This is a genomic window from Pontibacter mangrovi (genome assembly GCF_006385705.1).
Classification (GTDB): domain Bacteria; phylum Bacteroidota; class Bacteroidia; order Cytophagales; family Hymenobacteraceae; genus Pontibacter; species Pontibacter mangrovi.
On the sequence record NZ_VFRQ01000001.1, the window covers coordinates 683,890 to 706,004 of the forward strand.

Annotated in this window: 18 protein-coding genes; 8 read left to right on the top strand and 10 right to left on the bottom strand. The window is 54.3% G+C overall.

Features of this window, described 5'->3' with window-relative positions; all coding sequences use genetic code 11:
• Positions 1-8: 8 nt before the first annotated feature.
• The 8 genes from FJM65_RS02930 to yjjX form a co-directional block, all read right to left on the bottom strand.
• Entirely contained in the window at positions 9-3,122 is a 3,114-nt protein-coding gene (locus FJM65_RS02930; protein ID WP_140619228.1) for a SusC/RagA family TonB-linked outer membrane protein, read from the bottom strand.
• A 634-nt stretch (positions 3,123-3,756) separates the two neighbouring features.
• Positions 3,757-4,581, bottom strand: a complete 825-nt coding sequence (locus FJM65_RS02935) for a ZIP family metal transporter (protein ID WP_140619230.1) — start codon at positions 4,579-4,581, stop codon at positions 3,757-3,759.
• Between the two features lie 56 nt (positions 4,582-4,637).
• Positions 4,638-5,396: a Mut7-C RNAse domain-containing protein gene (locus tag FJM65_RS02940; RefSeq protein WP_140619232.1), complete on the bottom strand. Its 759-nt coding sequence runs from the start codon at positions 5,394-5,396 to the stop codon at positions 4,638-4,640.
• A 201-nt stretch (positions 5,397-5,597) separates the two neighbouring features.
• Entirely contained in the window at positions 5,598-6,785 is a 1,188-nt protein-coding gene (locus tag FJM65_RS02945) for an NRAMP family divalent metal transporter (RefSeq protein WP_140619234.1), read from the bottom strand.
• Positions 6,786-6,791: 6 nt separating this feature from the next.
• Entirely contained in the window at positions 6,792-7,553 is a 762-nt protein-coding gene (locus tag FJM65_RS02950; RefSeq protein ID WP_140619236.1) for a LamB/YcsF family protein, read from the bottom strand.
• Entirely contained in the window at positions 7,550-8,563 is a 1,014-nt protein-coding gene (locus tag FJM65_RS02955) for a 5-oxoprolinase subunit C family protein (protein ID WP_140619238.1), read from the bottom strand. Before FJM65_RS02955 ends, FJM65_RS02950 begins: the two co-directional genes overlap by 4 nt.
• Positions 8,560-9,288 carry a 5-oxoprolinase subunit PxpB gene (gene pxpB / locus FJM65_RS02960; protein WP_140619240.1) on the bottom strand — a complete coding sequence of 243 codons (729 nt, stop codon included), beginning with the start codon at positions 9,286-9,288 and terminating at the stop codon, positions 8,560-8,562. The genes FJM65_RS02955 and pxpB overlap by 4 nt, the downstream gene beginning before the upstream one ends.
• A gap of 13 nt (positions 9,289-9,301) precedes the next feature.
• Positions 9,302-9,862 (bottom strand): inosine/xanthosine triphosphatase, encoded by a 561-nt coding sequence (gene yjjX, locus FJM65_RS02965; RefSeq protein WP_140619242.1) that lies wholly within the window; start codon positions 9,860-9,862, stop codon positions 9,302-9,304.
• 367 nt (positions 9,863-10,229) lie between these two features.
• On the opposite strand from yjjX, the gene FJM65_RS02970 reads away from it, so the two are divergent.
• Positions 10,230-12,821: a M1 family metallopeptidase gene (locus FJM65_RS02970; protein ID WP_140619243.1), complete on the top strand. Its 2,592-nt coding sequence runs from the start codon at positions 10,230-10,232 to the stop codon at positions 12,819-12,821.
• 98 nt (positions 12,822-12,919) lie between these two features.
• Positions 12,920-13,444 carry a GreA/GreB family elongation factor gene (locus tag FJM65_RS02975; protein ID WP_140619245.1) on the top strand — a complete coding sequence of 175 codons (525 nt, stop codon included), beginning with the start codon at positions 12,920-12,922 and terminating at the stop codon, positions 13,442-13,444.
• 81 nt (positions 13,445-13,525) lie between these two features.
• Here FJM65_RS02975 and FJM65_RS02980 read toward each other — a convergent pair whose 3' ends face one another.
• Entirely contained in the window at positions 13,526-15,199 is a 1,674-nt protein-coding gene (locus FJM65_RS02980) for a pyruvate dehydrogenase complex dihydrolipoamide acetyltransferase (protein ID WP_140619247.1), read from the bottom strand.
• Between the two features lie 211 nt (positions 15,200-15,410).
• Positions 15,411-16,031 (bottom strand): histidine phosphatase family protein, encoded by a 621-nt coding sequence (locus FJM65_RS02985; protein ID WP_140619249.1) that lies wholly within the window; start codon positions 16,029-16,031, stop codon positions 15,411-15,413.
• Between the two features lie 57 nt (positions 16,032-16,088).
• On the opposite strand from FJM65_RS02985, the gene FJM65_RS02990 reads away from it, so the two are divergent.
• From FJM65_RS02990 to FJM65_RS03015, 6 genes are all read left to right on the top strand, one after another.
• Positions 16,089-16,508: a PaaI family thioesterase gene (locus tag FJM65_RS02990; protein ID WP_140619251.1), complete on the top strand. Its 420-nt coding sequence runs from the start codon at positions 16,089-16,091 to the stop codon at positions 16,506-16,508.
• Between the two features lie 12 nt (positions 16,509-16,520).
• Positions 16,521-17,711, top strand: coding sequence for a chorismate-binding protein (locus FJM65_RS02995; RefSeq protein ID WP_239022803.1), 1,191 nt, complete (start codon positions 16,521-16,523; stop codon positions 17,709-17,711).
• A 168-nt stretch (positions 17,712-17,879) separates the two neighbouring features.
• Positions 17,880-19,589: a 2-succinyl-5-enolpyruvyl-6-hydroxy-3-cyclohexene-1-carboxylic-acid synthase gene (gene menD / locus FJM65_RS03000; protein ID WP_140619253.1), complete on the top strand. Its 1,710-nt coding sequence runs from the start codon at positions 17,880-17,882 to the stop codon at positions 19,587-19,589.
• Positions 19,590-19,722: 133 nt separating this feature from the next.
• Positions 19,723-20,187 (top strand): DoxX family protein, encoded by a 465-nt coding sequence (locus FJM65_RS03005; protein ID WP_140619256.1) that lies wholly within the window; start codon positions 19,723-19,725, stop codon positions 20,185-20,187.
• Between the two features lie 158 nt (positions 20,188-20,345).
• Positions 20,346-20,801 (top strand): DoxX family protein, encoded by a 456-nt coding sequence (locus FJM65_RS03010; protein ID WP_140619258.1) that lies wholly within the window; start codon positions 20,346-20,348, stop codon positions 20,799-20,801.
• 146 nt (positions 20,802-20,947) lie between these two features.
• Positions 20,948-22,060: an AMP-binding protein gene (locus tag FJM65_RS03015; RefSeq protein ID WP_140619260.1), complete on the top strand. Its 1,113-nt coding sequence runs from the start codon at positions 20,948-20,950 to the stop codon at positions 22,058-22,060.
• Positions 22,061-22,115 lie beyond the last annotated feature (55 nt).

A 22,115-nucleotide genomic window follows, 5' to 3' on the forward strand; every position in this document is an offset into this window, starting at 1 on the left:
GTTACTAATTAAAATTCTGCTCTTACACCAAAGTTCAATCCTCTCGGTAACGGGAAGTTACCATAGTCAAAGCCTACACCACCGGCGCCGCCAACGGCAGCAGAGTTTCCGTTTGCCACTGGGTCAAGTCCGGAGTAGTTTGTAAGCAGGAACAGGTCAGTGCCAGTTACAAACACACTAGCGTTTCTGATGAACTTGGTTTTCGCCAGCACGTCAGAAGGTAGTCTGTAGCTCAGTGTCACGTCTCTCAGGCGCACCCAGTTAATATCCTTCTCAATGAAGCTGTTGTAATAGTAGATTGAAGACCAGTAGCTGGAGTTACGGGCAAGGTCGATCGGAATATTATTCTCTGTTGGGTTAGCAGAGTTTTCCAAACCGTCTTTCAGCACACCTTTCACAATTCTTGGCGTATCGCGATCAAGCGTCTTCGGGCTCAGGCCACGCGTTACCAGGTAGTGCTCTGTTGCGTTATACACGTCACCGCCTTTTCTGAAGTCGAGCAGGAAGTTAAGCGACAGGTTTTTGTAAGTGAAGCTGTTGGTCAAACCAACTGTGAAGTCCGGCTGTCTGTCGCCCACTACTACCCACTCGCTTGTGTTCAACAGTGGCAAACCGGTAGATGGGTTGATCAGGATGTCTCCATTCTCATTTCTGTCGTAGTCGTAACCGGTAAAGGTTGTAAGCGGACCGTCTAGTCTCGCACCACCTCTTACGTTACCATACAACCAGGTATCAGAGTTGTAGAACTCCTGTACATCACCTGGCAGCTTCGTCAGCTTGCTTTTGTTGCTCGTAAAGTTGGCCAGAACGTCCCAGGTAAAGTCGTTGGAAGCAACCGGCGTAGCGTTCAACTGCAACTCTATACCTTCGTTATACATCTCACCAGCGTTGAAAGTCATCAACACGAAGCCTGTTGCATAGCTCAGGCGCAGGTTCTGCACGATCTGGTCAACAGAGGTTTTTCTGAAGTATGTCGCATCAATTCCCAAGCGGTCGTTGAAGAACTTCAATTCAGCACCAAACTCGTAAGAAGTTGTCATCTCCGGGCGCAGGTTCAGGCTTGGGCCTGAGAAACCGTAGCGGAAACCTCCTCCTGTTGTAGTGGCAGTCTCGTAGAACGGACGGATGCTGTAAGGACGGGCATCTTTACCAACCTGAGCGATGGACGCTCTCAGTTTACCGTAAGACAGTACATTCTTAATGCCTGCAAACGGTGCAAGCTCTGTAAAGATAAAGCTAAGGCCGGCTGATGGGTAGAAGAAAGACCTGTTCTGCACTGGCAGCGTCGAGCTCCAGTCGTTACGGCCTGTCAGGGTCAGGAACAGGGTTTCGTTGTAGTTGATGTTGGCGCTACCGAAAGCACCTATCAGGCGACGCTGCGTCAGGTTATTGAACGCACGCTGCGTCGTAAGCTCTGTGTTGTTGATGGACCACAGGTCAGGAGCCTGGAAGTTTTCGCCTGTTACGGCTGCGCTGAAGGTATTGTAATCATACACAGCGCTACCCAGTTTCACGTCTGCACGCACTTTGTCGTTGAAGAACGCTTTAGGCGTAAACTGCGCGTAGTACTGGAAAGTCAGGTTTCTGTTAGTGATAACTGCCTGGTCGAAAATACCGCCAAAGCTCTTGCCAGAGTTAGACTCCGGGTGACGAACGATGGTGTTCTTTTCAGTATAGTAATCTACACCTACCTGGCCTACGAATCTCAGCCATTCCGCAGCGTCAACGTTTAACTGCGTGTTTAATCTGTATCTGTCTGTCAGCGAGTTAAACTGATTCTTATTCACGTTAAAGAAGGCGTTCTCAACAGCGTTCGCATCGGCAAAGTCTGCATAGTCTCTGCGCTTGCCACTCGGAGTCAGGTAGTTGCTGGCATCGTCGGTGCTTGGCCACAGCAATAAGTGCAGCAGCGGGCCGCCAGCACCTCTAAAGGCCTGGTCGTTATCAGAGCGCGTATAATCGAACGTTACATCTGTAGAGATGTGCTTGTTCAGTTTCGCTGTGATAGCAGAAGACAGGTTCAGTTTGTCAAGCTCAGTGTTAGGTATAAAGCCCTGAGCATTGGTGTAAGCACCGGAGATACGGTACTGCGTGTTCTCACTGCCACCGGTAAACGACAGGTTGTGCTTCTGTGTTTTAGCGCTCTGGAAGAAGTTTTTCACGTTATCGTAAAACTGCGTTCCTTCCGGGTATTTAGGTCCAAAGTAGTAAAGCTCCTCGCCGTCGCCAGGGTAACCGCTCACCCCACGGTCGTATACCTGCTGAATTTCAGGGTACTTCACAATGCGGTCCAGTCTAAAGCTGTTGCTGTAGTTAATGCGAGGCTCACCGGCCTTACCACGCTTGGTAGTAATTACGATGGCGCCAGACGCCGCCTCTATACCATAAAGGGCAGCAGCCTCAGGGCCTTTTAGCACGGTAATGCTTTCAATGTCCTCTGGGTTAATGTCAGCCGCTCTGTTGGTAAAGTCAACGCCTCTGTTTTCGAAAGACTTAGAACCAGCTCCGATAGAAGAGGCAAAAACAGCTGTGGAGGTAGTGTTGTTGCTGATAGGCAGACCGTCTACCACGAACAGTGGCTGGTTGTTGCCGCTCAGCGAGCTGATACCACGGATAACGATAGAGGACGAAGCGCCTGGAAGACCAGAAGAAGCTGCCACATCCACACCAGCCACACGACCTGCCAGGCCGTTTACGAAGTTCTCGCGCTGTGTTTGGGCAATAGCGGCACCTTTTACCTCTGTAACGGCATAACCCAGGGCTTTTTTCTCCTGTTTGATACCAAGGGCTGTTACCACCACTTCATCCAGCGTCTCGTTGTCCGGATTCAGGGCAACATCAATGGTAGAGGCGTTACCGATGGTGCGCTCTGTCGGCTTCATGCCAATAAAAGAGAACACCAGCACGTCGGTGGCTTCCACATTGTTAATAGTGTAGCGGCCTGAGGCGTCGGTAACAGCACCGCGCGACTTGCCTTTCACAGTAACTGACACCCCCGGAAGCTCAATCTTGTCTTCCGCGGACGTTACCGTTCCACTTACTGTTTTGCCCTGGGCAAAACTTTCTGCATGTAGCAGGAGCATGCATAGCCCCCACATGATACATCGTAAATAGTTCTTCATGTTTAGGTTAGGTTGATAATTAAGGCACCAAGATATATAATATTTTATATTTCCTACTAATCCAGCGCAAAATTTATTGCAATTACATCAAACCCTTTCAGCCAGATGAGTATGCCATCACCTCTCTGATTTTTCTTCCGTAACACAGCAATCGGGTTGGTTTTTTGCTGCACCTGAAGCTTAATTAATAAGACTCTTATCGGTAAGTGTCAAATTACCATGTATATTAACACATGCTGCAGAAGCACTCACTCAACACCTCCTAACTTCATATAGTACAATAAACACAGGCACCATACCGTGCGTTTCGCAAACGTTTGTTTTGTTTCGTTATATAATAAAAGAAGAGTATAGTGCAATTACCTGTAACTAATGAGTATGTTTAAACAGAAATGAATAGGTTTAGCAGCCTATGAATACAATGAAAGCACGGTAAAAGCAGCCAATTACACCCTATCAACCATATAGGGAAAGAGGCAGTCAAAGTAACATTTATGGTGCAAACGCGACGGCAGTTACACCTTACTTTGGTGTAAAGACGAAGTACAAGATTGTTTTAAGGTTGGGGTGCCGCGCAGCATCAGGGACGATTGGGAGTTAAACTCACCGACAATACTAGCCGAAATAAAAACACCTACCCCAGCGCCACGTCCAGCACCATCATCACCGTAAAGCCGATGATCAGCCCCAGCACCGCCTGATCTGTGAACTTGTCGCGCTGCGTTTCGGGGATCACCTCCTCTACCACCACATAGATCATGGCGCCGGCGGCGAAGGCCAAGGCGTATGGCAGCACCGGGCGTATGTATAGCACGGCAGCGGCTCCTGCCACACCGGCCACCGGCTCCACTACCGCCGACAGTTGCCCGTACCAAAAGCTTTTGCGCCTGCTAATCCCCATCCGCCGCAGCGGCATGGCTACCGCAAAACCCTCCGGAAAATTCTGCAGCCCAATGCCAAAGGCCAGCACGACGGCAGAGGCAACCGTTACACCGTCAACGCCGTTGGCCGCGGCACCAAACAGCACGCCTACGGCCAGCCCTTCCGGGATGTTGTGGATGGTGATGGCAAGTATGAGCAGCGTGGTGCGGTGCCAGCGCGTCTTCACGCCTTCTGCCTCGCTTTGCTTAAAACTGATGTGCAGGTGTGGCGCGAGCTTATCGAGGGCAAAAATAAAGAGAGAGCCAAGCAGGAAACCGATGGCGGCGGGCATCCAACTCATGCCAGGGTAAAGCTCCTCTGCATACTCAATGGCCGGATTCAGCAGCGACCAGAAACTGGCGGCCAGCATCACGCCTCCGGTAAAACCGAGCATCACATCCTGCCATACCCTGCTCAGGTCCCGGAAAAAGAAAACGAGGCTTGCACCCAGCGCAGTTACCAGCCAGGTAAAAATGGTGGCCAGTAGCGCCGCCAGTACGGAGTGCAGGTTTGCAAGAAAGGAAACGATACTTTCCATGAACAAAGGATTCTGCTGCTATTACCTTTGCCTGCCACTTTTAGTTACCGTGTGATTTATACTTTGCGCCTGATCTTGGCAATGTACTGCTGCATGCGCTCGTAATGGGAGCCTTTCCAGTACACCCGACTGCAGGAGGGGCAGCGGTAGAACACATGGAAGTAGGCCTTGGTTTTAGGGGGCAGCTGCTCCAGCACCTCCTGCTTGCTTACTTCCTGCACCGGCACATTACAGGCCAGGCAGCGCGCAAACGGACTGAAACTGCGCTGCAGATCGAACCGGCGCAACACCTCCTCCAGCTGCTCCTCGGTGTGCTGCGAGCGCAGCCAGTAGCCCCAGGTAACGCTTTTCTGCTTCAAAAGGCCAATATCGCGCGTTAGCACCACCCGCTGCTGCTCAGCCGCTATGCGGGCAATGGCCTGGTCGGTTAAATAGGTTTGATAGTGGGTGTCCAGGCCGAGCATGCGCATACGTTTGGCCAGGGTACCCAGGTGCGCATCCAGAATGAAGCGGTGCGGCGGCGGGTGTCGTTCCTCAAGAGTATAACCAGCAGGCCAGCTTCGCTCCGCCTCCACCGGGTATACTTCCACTTCATCGCCGGGCTGCAGCAAGTATGAAAAAGTTACCGGTTTGCCCTTTACCAGCACCACATCCACCTCCGGGTGCGGCACGTTCAGGGCTTCCATAGCGTCTTTAATGGCAGGAGTCCCGCGGAAAGTATAATCTATCGTTTTATCCTTCCGGTGCTTGCTCAGGAAATCATTTAGCGCCCCGTAAAACCGAAACCGGGCAGCTTGCTCTGGCTGTTTGCTCATACGTTGGTTTACGAAAGCGGGAGAACGGTCGGCTGTTTGTTGCTGGTTGTAGAATAGTAGATTTCAAGCAAGCTGGTGCTAGAGAAGTATAGCATGTATACTTCTCATGCTAATGAAGTATAAATTCAGCAAGTATAACAGACTGCGAGTCCCACCCTAACTGATTAATTGCACAGTGCAGCTTATTAGCAATAAAGACATTTAATTAAACAGCTTCGGCAATTGCTGCAGCAAAGTATATCCTCCGAGATAGGCCATCACTAGCACCACCAACACGCCGAAGACGGTAAGCAGCGGCGGGTGGCGGTAATTGCCCATAATAGCAGGTTTATAGGCAGCGATAAGTATGACCGCCAGCGTGAGCGGCAGGATAAGACCGTTGAGGGCTCCGGCCACTATCAGCAGGCGCACCGGCTGCCCGATGGTGACGAACACGGCAGTGGAGACAAGTATAAAACCGATGATGACCCAGTTCTCATACTTTAGGATGGTGCCGCTGAAGGACTTGAGGAAGGAAACGGAAGTATAAGCGGAGCCAATGACCGACGTAACCGCCGCCGAAAGCATCACCACGCCAAAAAGCTTATAGCCCACTTCGCCCGCTGCCAGCCTAAAAACAGAGGCCGGCGGATTGGCCGCATCCAGCACCAGCCCCTTGCTCACCACGCCCAGCGCCGCCAGAAACAGGAACACGCGGATAACGGAGGCCACGGTGATACCCGACACGGCACTGGTCGTTACCTGGGGCAGCGACTCTTTGCCCTTCACGCCGGCATCGAGCAGGCGATGGCCGCCGGCGAAGGTAATGTAGCCGCCTACGGTGCCGCCCACCAAGGTCACGATCGCCAACACATCCACCTCCTCGGGCAGAAAGGTTTTAGCAACGGCCTCGCCTACCGGCGGCGCGGAAGTGACCGCCACGTACACGATCAGCAGGATCATCAGAAAACCCATCACCTGCGCAAAGAGGTCCATCACCTTGCCCGCCTCGCGCACCAGGAAAACAGCAATAGCCATGGCAGCGGCAAGTATAGCCCCTGTTTCCGGGGAAATGCCCAGCAGCACATTAAAGCCAAGACCGGCGCCGCCCACGTTGCCGATGTTGAAAGCCAGCCCGCCCAGCACGATCAGGAAGGAGATAAAAGCCCCCAGCCCCGGCAGCACGAGGTTAGCAATGTCCTGCGCCCGCCGCTCCGACACGGCAATCACCCGCCACACGTTCAGCTGCACGCCAATATCCAGTATGATCGAGACAAGGATGACGAAGCCAAAGTTGGCCGCCAGTTGTTGCGTGAAAACGGTGGTCTGCGTCAGGAAGCCCGGGCCAACGGCAGAGGTCGCCATCAGGAAAGCCGCCCCGAGCAATACGCTCCAGTTCTTCTGTTTCATATTTTTTTAGATGGCTGAGATGAGGATGCCTTCTGCGGTGAGGCGCTCCTGGATACGTTTGGCAAAAGGCAATGCCTGCGCTCCGTCGCCGTGGATGCAGATGGTATCGGCTTTTATACTTATCTCCGTTCCCTGCAGCGAGACAACCTTGCCTTCCTGTACCATCCGCAGTACCTGCTGCACTGCCTGTTCCTGTTCGGTGATGAGGGCGTTTGGCTGACGACGGGGCGTAAGGGTACCATTCTCCTGATAGGTGCGGTCAGCAAAAACCTCGCTGGCGGTTCTGAGGCCATACTTCTCCCCGGCTTTAATCAAATCGCTTCCGGCCAACCCGTATAGTATGAGCTGATCATCTACTTTAGAAACGGCCGTGGCGATGGCTTCGGCCAGCACAGCGTTGGTGGCGGCCATGTTGTACAGCGCCCCGTGCGGCTTTATGTGGTGCAGCGCCGCTCCCTCTGCCCTGGCAAAGCCCATCAGCGCCCCCACCTGGTACACCACCATGTCGTATACTTCCTCCGCCGAAACCGCCATTTCCCTTCTTCCAAAGCCAACTAAATCCGGCAGGCCTGGATGCGCGCCAATGGCCACGCCTTTCTTCAGGGCCAGTTGCACCGTTTTTTTCATAGTGCCCGGATCGCCGGCATGGAAGCCACAGGCAATGTTGGCTGAGCTGACGTAGCTTAGCAGTTCGATGTCGTTGCCCATGCGCCAGGCGCCGAAGCCTTCGCCCATGTCGCAGTTCAGGTCTACGGAGAGTTGTTTCATACTTGGTAGAGCTTGAATTTGATGGCCTGTTGCAGCGCCAGCAGGCTTCGTTCCTGTTGATAGTAAAGTTGCTGCGCCTCCTCCAGACCCGTATCTTTAAAGCGGATGATGCCGCCCGGCTGCACTTGCGCCAACTTCGGAAGGTCCGCTGCGATTACCTGGATGATGCGCGGATAACCGCCTGTGGTCTGGGCATCGGCCATAAGTATGATTGGCTGCCCCTGCGGCGGCACCTGCACTGTACCGAAGCTTACAGCCGTAGAGAGCAGCTCCCGCCGCTCCTCCAGCGCCAGTTTAGTGCCCTGCAGCCGGTAGCCCATCCTGTCGGACTGGGGCAGGAGTTTATAGTTTTCATGCCAGATGTAGCCCCGGCTGTTTTCCGAGAACCAGTTATACTCCAGGTTGCCCGTGGCGCGCAGCACCGGGTTGGGCTCATAGGTTGGCAGCAGCTCCGGGTCCGGCGACCAGCTGGCTTCGGTAAATTGATCTTCTTTGTTATGCTGTAGCAGCAGGTCGCTTAGCAGCAGCTTGCCTGTTTCGGATGATTTTCCAAGGGGTAAATTGTCGCCGCTTTGCAGGGCGCGGCCTTCCAATCCGCCAAAGCCGGCGCGGGTATAGGTAGAGCGGCTGTCCATCACCTCGGGCACATCAATTCCTCCGGCCACGGCCAGGTAAGCATAGGTGCCGTACACCGGTTTTCCGAACCGTAGCAGGCTTCCTGCCTGCACCAGCACCGGCCGCCACAGGCGCACCGGCTTTTCGTTTATATTTGCCGACAAATCGGCACCGGCTAAGGCAATAACTGTATCCTGATTAAACTGCAGCTCCGGCCCCTGCATACAGATTTCCAGCGCAGCGGCCTCCTCCGGGTTGCCAACCAACACATTGGCGATGCGCAAAGCCACTTTATCCATGGCCCCGCTAACCGGCACACCCTGTTTTTGGTACCCGTAGCGCCCTATATCCTGCACCGTCGTCAGCAAGCCCGGCTTGTTTACTTTGATGCTCATGCCTGCCCCTCCTTCCTTTCTAAATACTCTTCTTCTGAAATTGGGATAAAGCGTACTTCATCACCCGCCTGCAGCAAACTCGGCGTCTCACGGTCAGGGTCAAAAAGGGTCAGCGGCGTGCGGCCGATCAGTTGCCAGCCGCCGGGGGTGCTAAGGGAGTAAACGCCGGTCTGGGCGCCGGCAATGCCCACGCTGCCAGCCGGTATACTTGTTCTGGGATTAGTTTTACGGGGTGTGGCAATGCGATCATCCATGCCGCCCAAGTAAGGAAAGCCGGGGGTGAAGCCAATCATGTATACTTGGTAGCTCCCGCTGCTGTGTAGCCGGACAACTTCGTCTGTTGGCAAGCCTGCATGCGTTGCCACTTCCTCCAGATCCGGTCCATACGCGCCGCCATACACCACCGGAAGCTCCACCAATCTGGCGGGACTCGGCTCAAAATGCGCTGCCAGCTCCACCAGCACTTCTAACTGCCGCACTACCTCCGCATAAGCATCGGTTTTGCCGTGCTGGCTCAGTTCCCAGGGATCATAGTAGACCGTGAGGGTTGTGTAGGCCGGCACAAATTCCACCAGCCCCGGAAAAGGCCGCTGCTCCAGCGCCTGCGTCACGGCACGAAGGCGGTAATGCGTTTCCAGGTTAATCTCGTCCCCGAACTGCAGCACCACGGCGCTGTCGCCGAGGGGGCACAGGTGAAGGGGCGTACGGTGAGTGAGCTCAGGCATAGAAACTTTATACTTAGCGCTGCGGCTGCGGGTTCTGGTAGAGGCTTTTATTGCGCAAAGGCACCAGCGCCAGCACCACCGCCTGCTCGTACAGTTCGCGGCGGTCCACCACATTGTGCGTCAGGATGCCAATGGCGCCTCCTTTCTGTTTGGAGTTGGAGTGGCTGAAGATCCGGTCGTTGGCCGTGCCCAACTCCACCCCCTGCTCCACCAGCTCCCGCACCTGCTGCGGCAGGAAAAAGGTACCTGAGCGGGCCTTGCCTTGCTGTTCCCGGTCCTGCACCACCACCCAGGCAAAGGTCGCCAGCTCGCCTCCTATTACCTCCACACCGCCTTCTATCCCGATCCAGAAATCAGCCTCCGGGTGTGCCTGCTTTGCATTGGCTACGCGGTTCAGCGCTCCCTGCAGCGTCTCATGCTCCGTCATGGGCTGGTCGGCTACGCCGGAGGGCACGCTGGCCGGCTCCGGTACAAACGCCGCCTCCGGAAACATCCGCTGCAACCCGTCCAGCGCGGCATTTACTTTCACCGGGTTTTTAGAGGCGATGACGACTTTGTATGTGCTGTTTTCCATGCTCAAATTAAAGTATGTATTTGGGAAATGATTAACCCTATCTTAAACTCCAATGCTATCAAATTAAGGCTTGTGTCACTTACAGATGCCGCCCTTGCTGCGTCTTCTGACCAGCAAGGGCTGGAGAGTACAACCAACAAGGGCAAGAACATAAGTTCGAAATATATTTAACCCACCCCTTAGAGCTACGCTCGCTACCTTCGAACTCCCGTTCTCGGCAGTCCAGAGGAGGGGAATTTATAGTTCTACTTATTTAATTTCTAACTCCAGAACTTTCTAACCTTTTAACTTTCTAACTTTCTAACAGCCAAACTCTCTAACTCCCAAACGCCTCAACTCTTTAACTTAAATAAGTATATTTGAAATTATGAAAAAGAGAAACAGAAACCTACTGATAGCAGGTATAGCCTTGCTGGGCGCCGGTTCGCTGACCTCCTGCAGCAGTTCCATACCGGCTGCCTCCGAGGCCATACCTGTAGAAACGGGCGTTTCCGAGGAGCTGGCCGACTACCGCAAGCAGGTGCTGAGCCGCATCTCCTACGACATCAGCCTGCATATTCCGGAGCAGAAACAACAGCCTGTGCTTGGCTCTGAAACCATCACCTTCCGCCTCTCCGATAACAGCCAGCCGCTGCAGCTTGATTTTAAGGAGAAGCCGGAGCACCTGAACCAAGTATGGCTGAACGGGAAACAGCTGGAGGCGAAGCTGGAGAACGAGCACATTGTACTTCCGGCAAAGGAGCTGAAGGTTGGGGAGAATGAAGTAAAGATTGAGTTTATAGCCGGTGATCTGTCGCTGAACAGAAACGAGGAGTACCTGTATACCTTGCTGGTGCCCGACCGCGCCCGCACCGTGCTGCCCGTCTTCGACCAGCCCAACCTGAAGGCCACCTTCAAACTCAACCTAACCTTGCCAAAAGACTGGAACGCCCTGGCCAACGGCGCTTTGGTAGATTCTACGGTGGCAGAAAACAGCAAAAGCTATACGTTCGCCCCCTCCGACACCATCCCGACTTACCTTTTCTCCTTTGCAGCAGGCAAGTTCAAGCACGTGCAGCGCGACATGAAGGGCACAAGTATGAACTTCTATCACCGCGAAACCGATCCGGCCAAGATCCGTGAAAGTATAGATCCGATCTTCCAGCTGCACAGCGACGCGTTGACGTTCTTAGAAGACTATACCCAAATCCCTTACCCTTTCCAGAAGTTTGATTTTGTGGCGATACCGGATTTCCAGTACGGCGGTATGGAGCACGTGGGCGCGATACAGTACAAAGCCTCTACCTTGTTTCTGGATGAGACTGCCACAAAGGATGAAAAGATCGCCCGCTCCAACCTCATCTCCCACGAAACAGCGCACATGTGGTTCGGCGACCTGGTGACGATGCAGTGGTTTAACGATGTGTGGATGAAGGAGGTGTTTGCCAACTTTATGGCCGACAAGGTAACGCAGGTGGCGCTGGAGAACACCAACTACGATATGAAGTTCCTGGTGGACCACTTCCCCGCCGCCTACAGTATCGACCGCACCACCGGGGCCAACCCTATCCGACAGCCGCTGGACAACCTGCAGGACGCCGGCTCGCTTTACGGCGGCATCATCTACCACAAAGCTCCTATTATGATGCGCCAACTGGAGCGCCTGATGGGCGAGGAAGAACTGCGAAAAGGCCTGCAGGAATACCTGAAAACCTACGCCTACCAGAATGCCACCTGGCCGGACCTCATCAAGATTCTGGATGCCCGCACCCCTGCCGACCTGGAGCAGTGGAACCAGGTGTGGGTGAACGAGCCCGGTCGGCCGGTGTTTACGCATGAGCTGAAGACCAGCAACGGTAAAATAGAACAACTGCGCGTGTCGCAGAAAGGTGAAGATGGCTCTGACAGGGTATGGCCGCAGTTCTTCGAGATCGCGCTGGTATACCCGGACCGGCTGGAGGAGCTAACCGTGGATATGACAGGTAAAGAGGTGGTAATAGAAGAGGCCGCAGGCAAGCAAGTGCCGCAGTTTATACTTTTCAACTCCACGGGGCAGGGCTACGGCGTGTTTCCGGTGGAGGAGGCGATGCTGGAGCAGCTGTATACCCTGCAGGACCCGGTACAACGTGCCTCAGCCTACATCAACCTCTACGAAAGCATGCTGAACAGCCGCGGCCTGACACCGGCGCAGCTGCTCGGCTTCTACCAGAAAGGGCTGTTGCAGGAGCAGGAAGAGCTTAACATAAAGCTACTCACCGGCCAGGTGATCGATATTTACTGGGTGTTTCTTTTGCCGGCACAGCGGCAACAGTTGGCGCCACAGCTGGAGCAACAAGTATGGCAGGCCCTGCAGCAGCACCAGGCACCCAACGTGAAAAAGCTGTTGTTTAAAACCTACCAAAGTATAGCGCTCACCAAAGAAGCCCAGGAAAAACTGTACCAGGTTTGGCAAAAGCAAACCCCTCCGGCCGGCGTGAAACTGAACGAGGATGACTATACTTCTCTGGCCCTTGCCCTGGCCGTGCGCGATTATCCGGAGCAAAACATCCTGCAGCAGCAGCTCAGCCGCATCCAAAACCCGGACCGCAAAAAAAGATTGGAGTTCATGATGCCGGCCTTGTCAGAGGATGTGCAGGTGCGGGATGCGTTTTTTGCCTCGCTGCAAAAGGCCGAGAACCGGGAGAAGGAAGCTTGGGTAGCATCGGCCTTGGCCTACCTGCACCACCCGCTGCGTGCTGAAACATCTGAGAAGTACCTGCCGCAAAGCCTGGAACTGCTAGCCGAAATTCAGCGCACCGGCGACATCTTCTTTCCCTTCAACTGGCTGCGCGCCACCTTTGGCTCCTACCAATCGCCAGAGGCAGCAGAAGTGGTAAAGCACTTCCTGCAGGACAATCCGGACTATAACCCGAAACTGAAAGCTAAAATACTACAGGCCTCGGACGACCTGTTCCGGGCAGAGAAGCTGGTGCAGCAGTAAATCCAGCCTATATCCCGAAGGGCCGCTCCATCTGTTGGGCGGCCCTTTCCCATCATGGCAAGTATAACTTCATCCTACATACTTCGTTTGACCTGATTATGAGCAGAGCGTTTACAAAAGAGGACGATGCCTTAGAAGCACCCATCATCCCGCCCAGGGCGGCGTTGCCTGCGGGATTGCCCAATTACGTAACCCCACATGGCTTGGAGCAACTGCGGGCTGAGCTGGGCGAGCTGGAAGCGGAGCGGTCGAAGGCGGAGGCCAACCACGACGATGCCGCAGAGCGCACGCGCCAGATCACGCTGATAAAGGGAAAGATTGCCCTCCTAACGCACCGGATAACCAGCGCCAAGGTGGTAGACCCACGCGAGCAGCCTTCTGACGAGGTACGATTCGGAGCAACCGTTACCTTAAAAACCATCAGCGGCGGCAAAAAGGGAATGGTGCGCACTTTCACGATCGTAGGGGTGGATGAGGCCTCCGTACAGGATGGTAAAATTGGCTTTGTAGCCCCCATTGCCCGCGCCGTTACAGGCAAAAAAGTGGGCGAGCAGGCGCAGCTGCAGATGGGCCGGGTGCAGGAGACCGTGGAGATCACGGAAATCAGTTACAAAGCTTCCTGAGGATAGAGTATAAAAAGTATAAAAACAGCAAAGCCTCTCCGTTTCCGAAGAGGCTTTGCTGTTTTTATACTTTCGTGGAGCTTACACCAGGATTCTCACCGGGTTCTCCAGCAGGTTCTTAAACGTTTGCAAGAAGGCAGAGCCTACTGCGCCGTCTACCACGCGGTGGTCGCAAGACAGGGTCACTTTCATCACGTTGCCGATCTGGATGTTACCGTTCTTCACCACAGGTATCTGCTTAATGCCACCCACTGCCATGATGCAGGCATCCGGCGGGTTGATGATAGCGGTGAACTCTTCGATGCCGAACATGCCCAGGTTGGAGATCGTGAAGGTGTTGCCTTCCCAATCCGATGGCTGCAGTTTCTTGCTCTTGGCCTTACCGCCTAGGTCTTTCACCTCCGCAGAGATGGCAGAAAGCGACTTGTAATCAGCGTTGCGAACAACCGGAACCAGCAGGCCTTCCTCTACCGCTACGGCCACACCAATGTTGATGTGCTTGTTGTAACGGATCTTGTCGCCCAGCCAGGAGGAGTTAACGGCAGGGTGCTGACGCAGTGCCGCAGCCGCCGCCTTGATCACCAGGTCGTTGAATGATACCTTCACCGGAGCAACCTCGTTAATGCTGGTACGTGCCTCAATGGCCTTGTCCATGTCAATTTCCATGGTCAGGTAGAAGTGCGGAGCGGAGAACTTGCTCTCGGCCAGACGGCGGGCAATCACCTTGCGCATCTGCGACACAGCAACCTCTTCGTAAGCCTCACCTGGAGCACCCGGGATAGCCGATGGGGCAGCCTGCGGTGCAGCGGCTTTCTGCGGCGCGGCAGACGGCGTGAAGCTCTCCACGTCGCGCAGCACGATGCGGCCACCTTCTCCGGATCCTTTGATCTGGCTCAGGTTAAAGCCTTTCTCTTTGGCAACACGCTTAGCCAGCGGAGAAGCCTTGATACGACCGTTTTCAGAGCCTGCAGCTTCCGTTTCGGCAGTCTCTGTTACTTTTGTCTCCTGTACTTTCTCAGAAGTAGTGGCATCCACACCGGCCTCAACGGCCTCGTCTGTCTGCGCGTTCTCCTGGCGCTCTTCTTTGTTAGAAGAAGCAGCACTCAAAAGTGTCTTATAATCGGCACCTTCCTCGCCAATAATGGCAATGATCGCGTCAACCGGTACTGAGTCGCCTTCGTTCACGCCCGTGTATAGCAGCGTTCCGTCCTCGTAAGACTCCAGCTCCATGGTGGCCTTATCGGTCTCCACTTCCGCCAGTACATCGCCGGACTTCACTTTATCGCCTGTTTTTTTAAGCCAGCTCACCAGTACACCCTCGGTCATGGTGTCGCTCATTTTCGGCATGCGGATAACAGAAGCCTTGATGTTGCTTGTGTCGGCAACTTTGGCAGGAGCCTCCTCTTTGGCAGCGGCAGGCTTGGTTTCTTCTTTCTTCGGCTCAGGCTTCTCTTCCTTCTTGGCAGCAGGTGCGCCACCGCCTTTCACCTCATTCAGCAGGCCGGAGATGTCTTCGCCTTCCTTACCGATAATCGCGATAACGGCATCCACCGGTACAGAATCGCCCTTTTTCGGGCCGATGTACAGGAGTGTTCCATCTTCGTACGACTCCAGCTCCATGGTAGCTTTGTCTGTCTCCACTTCGGCCAGGATGTCGCCGGAGCTCACCTTATCGCCTTCTTTTTTCAACCAAGATGCAATCACCCCCTCTGTCATCGTGTCGCTCATCTTGGGCATTTTTATAACTTCAGCCATAAATTTCGTGTTGTTTATTCGCCCAATAGGTCTTGTATTATCCGCCCAAAATTAGATTTAAAAATATTTTATTCAAACTAAGTATGCATACAAATAATTGTTGCGCCACAGACTGTTTTGCCTGCAGCCATACTTTAGCCTGAAAACGGTTCTGTGAAGCAAGTTACGCAATAGCGCTTAATTTCTAAAACTTCCGCCGTTTACTTCTGCATTATACAACCTGCAGGTGCGCCACATCGCAGTATTTTTTAACGGCAAACATACTTCCGGTATAGTCCAGCTGGTAGAGGCACAGGTTCTGGTGCCTGAACTCGTCCATGCAGCGCAGCGGGTAGCGCAGCAGCTGGCACAGCAAAATACGCATGGCCCGCCCGTGCATGCACACCAGTATGGTTTCCTCCTCCGGGCGACTCAGCATCAGGTCGATAAACGGTTTTTGCCGGTCATACACCAACTGCGGGCTCTCGCCTCCTTCTATGCATACCTCTGTGTTGCCATCGCACCAGGTCTGCAGGATGCCGTGGTAGTAGGCGTCTTCTTCCGGCGTGATGCGGGTGCCCTCTCGGGTGCCCCAGTTTATCTCGTTTAGCCCGGCATGGCGCTCGTGCGGGATGCCCAAGTCCAGAAACCCCTGCACCGACTGTATACTGCGCTGCAGCGTGGAAGTATACACTTTGTCGAATTTCACATCCTTATACTTCTCAAAAAACAGAGCCGCCTGCCGCTGCCCCTCCGCATTCAGCACCGAGTCTACGCCGCTGCCCTGCACAATGCTTTGCAGGTTATAATCTGTTTGCCCGTGGCGGATAAGGTATACTTTCTTAATACTCAAAATTCTTCTACTTTTGCCTTCTTACATAAACTCAGCGCGAACTTAGGCATTGCGGCGATGGATAAAAACAATGATACGGTAGAGCGGGTAAAACAGTGGTGCAAAAACACCATGATCGATTACCTGGGCATCGAAATAACCGAAGTGGGGGCTGATTACCTCTGCGGCAAAATGCCCGTGGACCAGCGCACGCACCAGCCCATGGGCCTGTTGCACGGCGGTGCCTCGGTGGTGCTGGCCGAGTCGCTGGCAAGTATGGGCGCGGCCCTGCAGGTGGACCTAACAAAAAAAGCCTGCGTGGGTTTAGAAATAAACGCCAACCATTTGCGCAGCGCCCGCGAAGGCTGGGTCTACGGCAAGGCCACCCCGATTCATGTGGGCCGCAGCACGCAGGTCTGGGAAACCAGGATAACGGATGAGGAGGGCGCCCTGGTGTGCATCAGCCGCATGACGGTGGCTATTATCGATAAAAAATAACGCTGGCTATACTTGCCAGAAGGAGAGAAAATGATGGGTGACACTACCCAAAACCATACATTAGAACAGATCTTTGGGGCAGCCATCGCCGGTCAAAAGGCGGTGGCTGTCTGGCGACTGCCCCTTTCTCAAAAAGTGCAGGCTTGCATGCAGTTGGGCCAGCAGTATACTACCGGGCAGCCGCAACTGGAGGCCAGCCCCTTTGGCTTTTTCTTCTGCCCTTTTCAGGTTTCGGCTCAGGAACAGAACATCTTTATTAAAGGCGATCTATACTTTGACGGCGAAAAGCTAGCGCCTGCCGCCGATGCCCCGGAGAAGCAGCTGCAGGAGTTTTATACCTTGCTGCAGGCCCCACCAAGTATAAATGGCTGGCATACTTCTGCTAACCTGGAAAATCATACTTTCCAGACGGAGCAGGGCTTTATGAGGGCGGTGGAAAAAGCGGTAGAGGCCATACAGGCCGAGCAAATGGAGAAGGTGGTGCTGTCGAGGAACAGCCTGCAGGCGCTGCCGGAGAACTTCTCTCCTGTTGCCGCTTTCCAGGCCATGGCTGATGCCTACCCGAGGGCTTTTGTGTCGCTGGTGTCGGTGCCGGGCGTGGGTACCTGGATGGGCGCCTCGCCGGAGATTCTGGTCAGTATAAATGAGCAGCAGGAGTTTCATACGGTGGCGCTGGCCGGCACGCAAACCGCCGTTGAGAATGTGGCCGATGCCATCTGGCGACAAAAGGAGATTGAGGAACAGGCCATGGTAGAGCGTTACATCCTGAGTTGCTTTAAAAAGCTGCGCCTCCGCGAGTACACCGAGGTAGGCCCTAAAACCATAAAAGCCGGCAACCTGATGCACCTGCGCACTGATTTCAAGGTGAACCTGAAAGTCGTGCACTTCCCGACGTTGGGCACCGATATGCTGGAGCTGTTGCACCCTACCTCGGCAGTTTGCGGACTGCCCAAGGAGCCAGCGCTGCAATTTATACTTGCCCACGAAGGCTACAACCGCAGCTACTACAGCGGCTACCTGGGTCCCGTAAACAGCACCAGCGGCTCGCACCTGTACGTGAACCTGCGCTGCATGCAACTGCAGCAGCACGAAGCCAACCTATACGCCGGCGCCGGCATCACCGAGGGCTCAAACCCCCAAAGGGAGTGGCAGGAAACGCAGCACAAGATGCAGACGATGGGGAAAATCCTGTCGGAATATTAATTTTGAATGAGTGGATGAGTGACTGAGTGAATGTTTGGAAAACATAGAGCGAAATTTTGTTTCCGTCTTCACATAAACTTGAAAGCATGTATGTTTTGTCATTCATCATCGGAAGTATAAATTACTTTTTAGCATTCACTCATTCACACAACCACTAATTCACTCATTATGACTCTACAGGCCGTTGTAAATATTGCTGAGATTTGTGCCCAGAAAAGCGTGGAGCAGGTGGTGCTGTCGCCGGGCTCGCGCTGCGCGCCGCTGACGATTGCCTTTGCCCGCCACCCGAAGTTTATGGTGCGCACCGTGAGCGACGAGCGTGCGGCCGCTTTCATAGCCCTGGGCATGGCGCAGACAACAGGCAAACCGACGGTGCTGATTTGTACCTCCGGCACGGCCGCGCTCAACTATGCCCCTGCCGTGGCGGAAGCATACTTTCAGCAGGTACCCTTGCTTATCCTCAGCGCCGACCGCCCACCCGAGTGGGTCGACCAACTCGACGGGCAGACGATACGGCAACAAAACCTATTCGGGCAGCATAGCAAGCACAGCTATACTTTCCCTGCTGATCTCTCCCACCCCGATGCCGTGTGGCATAGCGAGCGCATGGTATCAGAGGCCTTGAACGAGTCCACAAGTTTTCCTGCCGGACCAGTGCATATCAACGTGCCGCTGCGTGAGCCATTCTACCCTGCCCCGGACGAGGAACTGAAGTATAACAAGCAGGTGAAGGTGATCCGGGAGGAGCCGCAGCAGTATGCCCTAAGCCAGATGCAGGCCCTGAAGCTACAGGAGGAGATCCTGAAGTATAGAAAGGTACTGGTGCTAGCCGGGCAAAACCAGCAGAATGAGGCGCTATTAGCAAGCGTCCGCACGTTTGCCGATACCACAGGCACCGTGGTAGTTGGCGATACTATCAGCAACACCCACAGCATTCCGAAAGCAGTGCGGCACCAGGATGTCATCTTTGCCAACACCGACCCGGAGCAGCTGGCAAAGCTGCAGCCCGACCTGCTCATCACCTTTGGCAAGTCCATCATCTCCAAAGCCCTGAAACTGTACCTGCGCAAGTATAAACCGAAGGCCCACTGGCACCTGCAGCCAGCCGGCCAGGTGGCCGACACGTTTCAGGCGCTTACCAAAATCGTGCGCTGCGCCCCGCAGAGCTTTTTCACAACCATGGCCGGCAGCACGCGTGCCGACAGTAACTTTGCCTCAGCGTGGGCCGCTGCCGACAAAGCAGCCGCAGCATTCCTGCAGCAATATACTTTGGAAGCTCCTTACAGCGAATTACCGATTGTGGCGCGCGTGCTGCAGCAGCTACCGCAGAAAAGCAACCTGCACCTGGCCAACTCCATGTCGGTGCGCTACGCTAATATTGTAGGGCTACAGCCAAAGCAGCAGGTGGAAGTATACGCCAACCGCGGCACCAGCGGCATCGACGGCAGCACCGGCACCGCCGTTGGCTGCGCCCTCACCAGCCCCGGCATCACTACCCTCCTCACCGGTGATCTGGCCTTTTTCTACGACCGCAACGGCCTGTGGCACAATTACCTGCCGCAGAACCTGCGCATCGTGCTGCTCAACAACCACGCCGGCGGCATTTTCCGCCTGATTGACGGGCCAAGGCAGCAGCCGGAACTGGCGCCATACTTTGAAACGCAACAGGCCCTGAACGCAGAGAATACCGCCCGCGATTTCGGGATGAAGTATACTTCTGTGCAAAGCATGGAGGAGCTGGAGCAGGCTTTGCCAAACTTCTTTTCCGCAGCGGCAGGCGCCGGCATCCTGGAGATTTTTACCGACAGCGCCGCCAACGGCGAGGCGTTTGAAATATACCGGCAAGCGGTGCGCAGCCTAAGGCTTCCGGAGGCGTAAAGCTCTTCCCGAAACTGACCAATACGAACTGCTTCCGTGCGGCTACACCGCAATTAAGCTGCCTATTTTTGCCCGATTAAGTTTGTAAGGCGTATATAGATATAGAAGCATGTATCACTTAATGCATAGTGCCATGAATCTCACACACGCCTTACGCCAATCCGGCTACCGCAACAGCGCCGGAAACCCTGTCTGGATGGACGCCCTCCGCATACTTTTAGGGATTTTTCTGTTCGTGAAGGGCATCCTGTTCCTCGAGTACAATAGCGAAGTATTTTATACCTTCAGCCAAAACCAGGACCTGATCAGCCTCCAAAAGGCACCCCTGATGACCAGCTTAGTGCATATCATCGGCGGGCTTATGATCATCTTCGGTTTTCTTACCCGCTTGGCGCTCCTTTGCCAGATACCGGTGGTGCTGGGCGCGGTGCTGCTGGTTAACGGGCAGCGGGGCCTGTTCCTGGAGAATACCGAACTGTGGGTGTCGCTGGCGGTGTTTAGCCTGCTGCTCTTTTTTATGGTGATGGGCCCTGGGCGCTACTCCGTAGACAACCTGGTGCTGCGCCCAAAACGGCCTTCGCCCCCAGCTAATCCATAACAGGAAATGGTGCCCTTTTCAAGCGGAAGAACCTGCTGATGTTCGCATCTGCTCGACCGGTAAAATACGACCAAAAAATTGCACTAATATATGTCCGATTCGTGGCTGCACTCGTTTAATTAAGTAATAACTTATTTGTTCCACTTAATTGTAAAGCCATGAACCTGACACACGACATGCACCGCGTAGAGCACTGGGCCAACACCCACCATCCGGCCTGGTTGGATGTACTAAGGGTTGCCTTAGGGGTATTCCTGATGGTGAAGGGCTTTATGTTCATCCAAGACACACAAGCACTTCTGAGCATCATGAATAAAAGCCAGTTTCCATGGGTATCCATAGGGCTGGCGCATTATGTTGCCTTTGCGCACCTGGTTGGCGGGTTGTTGATTGCCCTCGGGCTGATTACCCGCATTGCCATCCTGTTTCAGCTGCCCATTCTGTTAGGCGCTGTTTTCTTCATTAACCCGGACCGGGGCTTTTATTCGGAGAACACCGAGCTTTGGTCCTCTATCATTGTGCTGCTTCTGCTCATCTTTTTCCTTGTTTTCGGCTCCGGCCGCTACTCCATAGACCGGCTCATCCGCAACCCCGACAAAGACTGGCTGTATTAAGGAAGCAGCACCTAATTTACTGCCATTAACCTCTCAGGGCAGGCACAAGTATAAAAACCTTTGCCTGCTTTGTTTTTTTTACGGCCACTTTACCGCATTTTTGCAACGGCACCCTTGCCTTTTTTGGTTAACGACGCGCATACTACATGACAGAGAAATACCTAAGCCTGAACGGAAAAAAGTATTATTACGACGAGATAGCCGCCTACTCCTTCCGGAACAGCACTCCGCTGAACGGTTATGAGAGCAAAACTTTGGAATTCTGCCGCAGCTGGCTAAACGGCGTGCAGGAGTTCCCGATCCATACTTCCGGCTCCACGGGCTTGCCCAAAACCATCCAGCTTACGCGCAACCAGCTGGAGGCCAGCGCCCGCCGCACGGTGCAGCTTTTGCACCTCCAGCCCGGCGATAGCATGCTGGTGTGCCTGAACACCGAATATATTGCTGGTATGATGATGCTGGTGCGCGGCTTTTTGGCCGACCTGCAGATAACCATTGTAGAGCCGGTGAGTAATCCGCTGGCGCTCGTGAGCCCGGAGGAGAACTTTGCCTTTGGTTCCTTTGTGCCGATGCAGCTGCACACCATTCTGCAGGAAACACCGGAGCGGATATTGCAGCTGAACCGCATGAAAGGCATACTGGTAGGCGGTGCCCCTGTGACGCCCACGCAGCAGCGCGAGCTGCAGGCCATCAAAGCACCTATCTACCATACCTACGGCATGACCGAAACTGCCTCGCACGTGGCCCTGAGGAAGCTTAACGGCGCTGATGCCGCAGACTATTACAACGTGCTCCGGGACATCGAGGTGGGACTTGATAAACGCGGCTGCCTCACCATCAAAGGCGACGTAACGAACAACGAACTGCTCGTAACCAACGACATCGTGGAGCTGCTTACCCCCACCCGCTTCCGCTGGATTGGCCGCGCCGACAACACCATCAACACAGGCGGGGTAAAAGTGCAGACCGAGAAAGTGGAACTGGCCATAGCAGAGGCCTTTGCCGACCTGACAGACTCCCCACGCTTTTTCATCGCTCCGCAGCCCGACGAGGTGCTGGGCGATAAGATCGTGCTGGTACTGGAGGGCCATCCGCTGGCACCGGAGGCGGAGCAGGATGTTTTGCAGCGCTTGCGGCAGCACCTGAAAAAGTTTGAGATGCCGAAAGAAGTATACTATAGCCCTTCCTTTTCGGAGACTGCCACAGGTAAAGTTTCCAGGCAGCGGACATTGCAGAAAATCGGCCTTCACGCCGACTAATCGACTTTCGGAAAACAGCCCGCTCCCTTGCCCGTACTAGGTAGAAACTAACTCC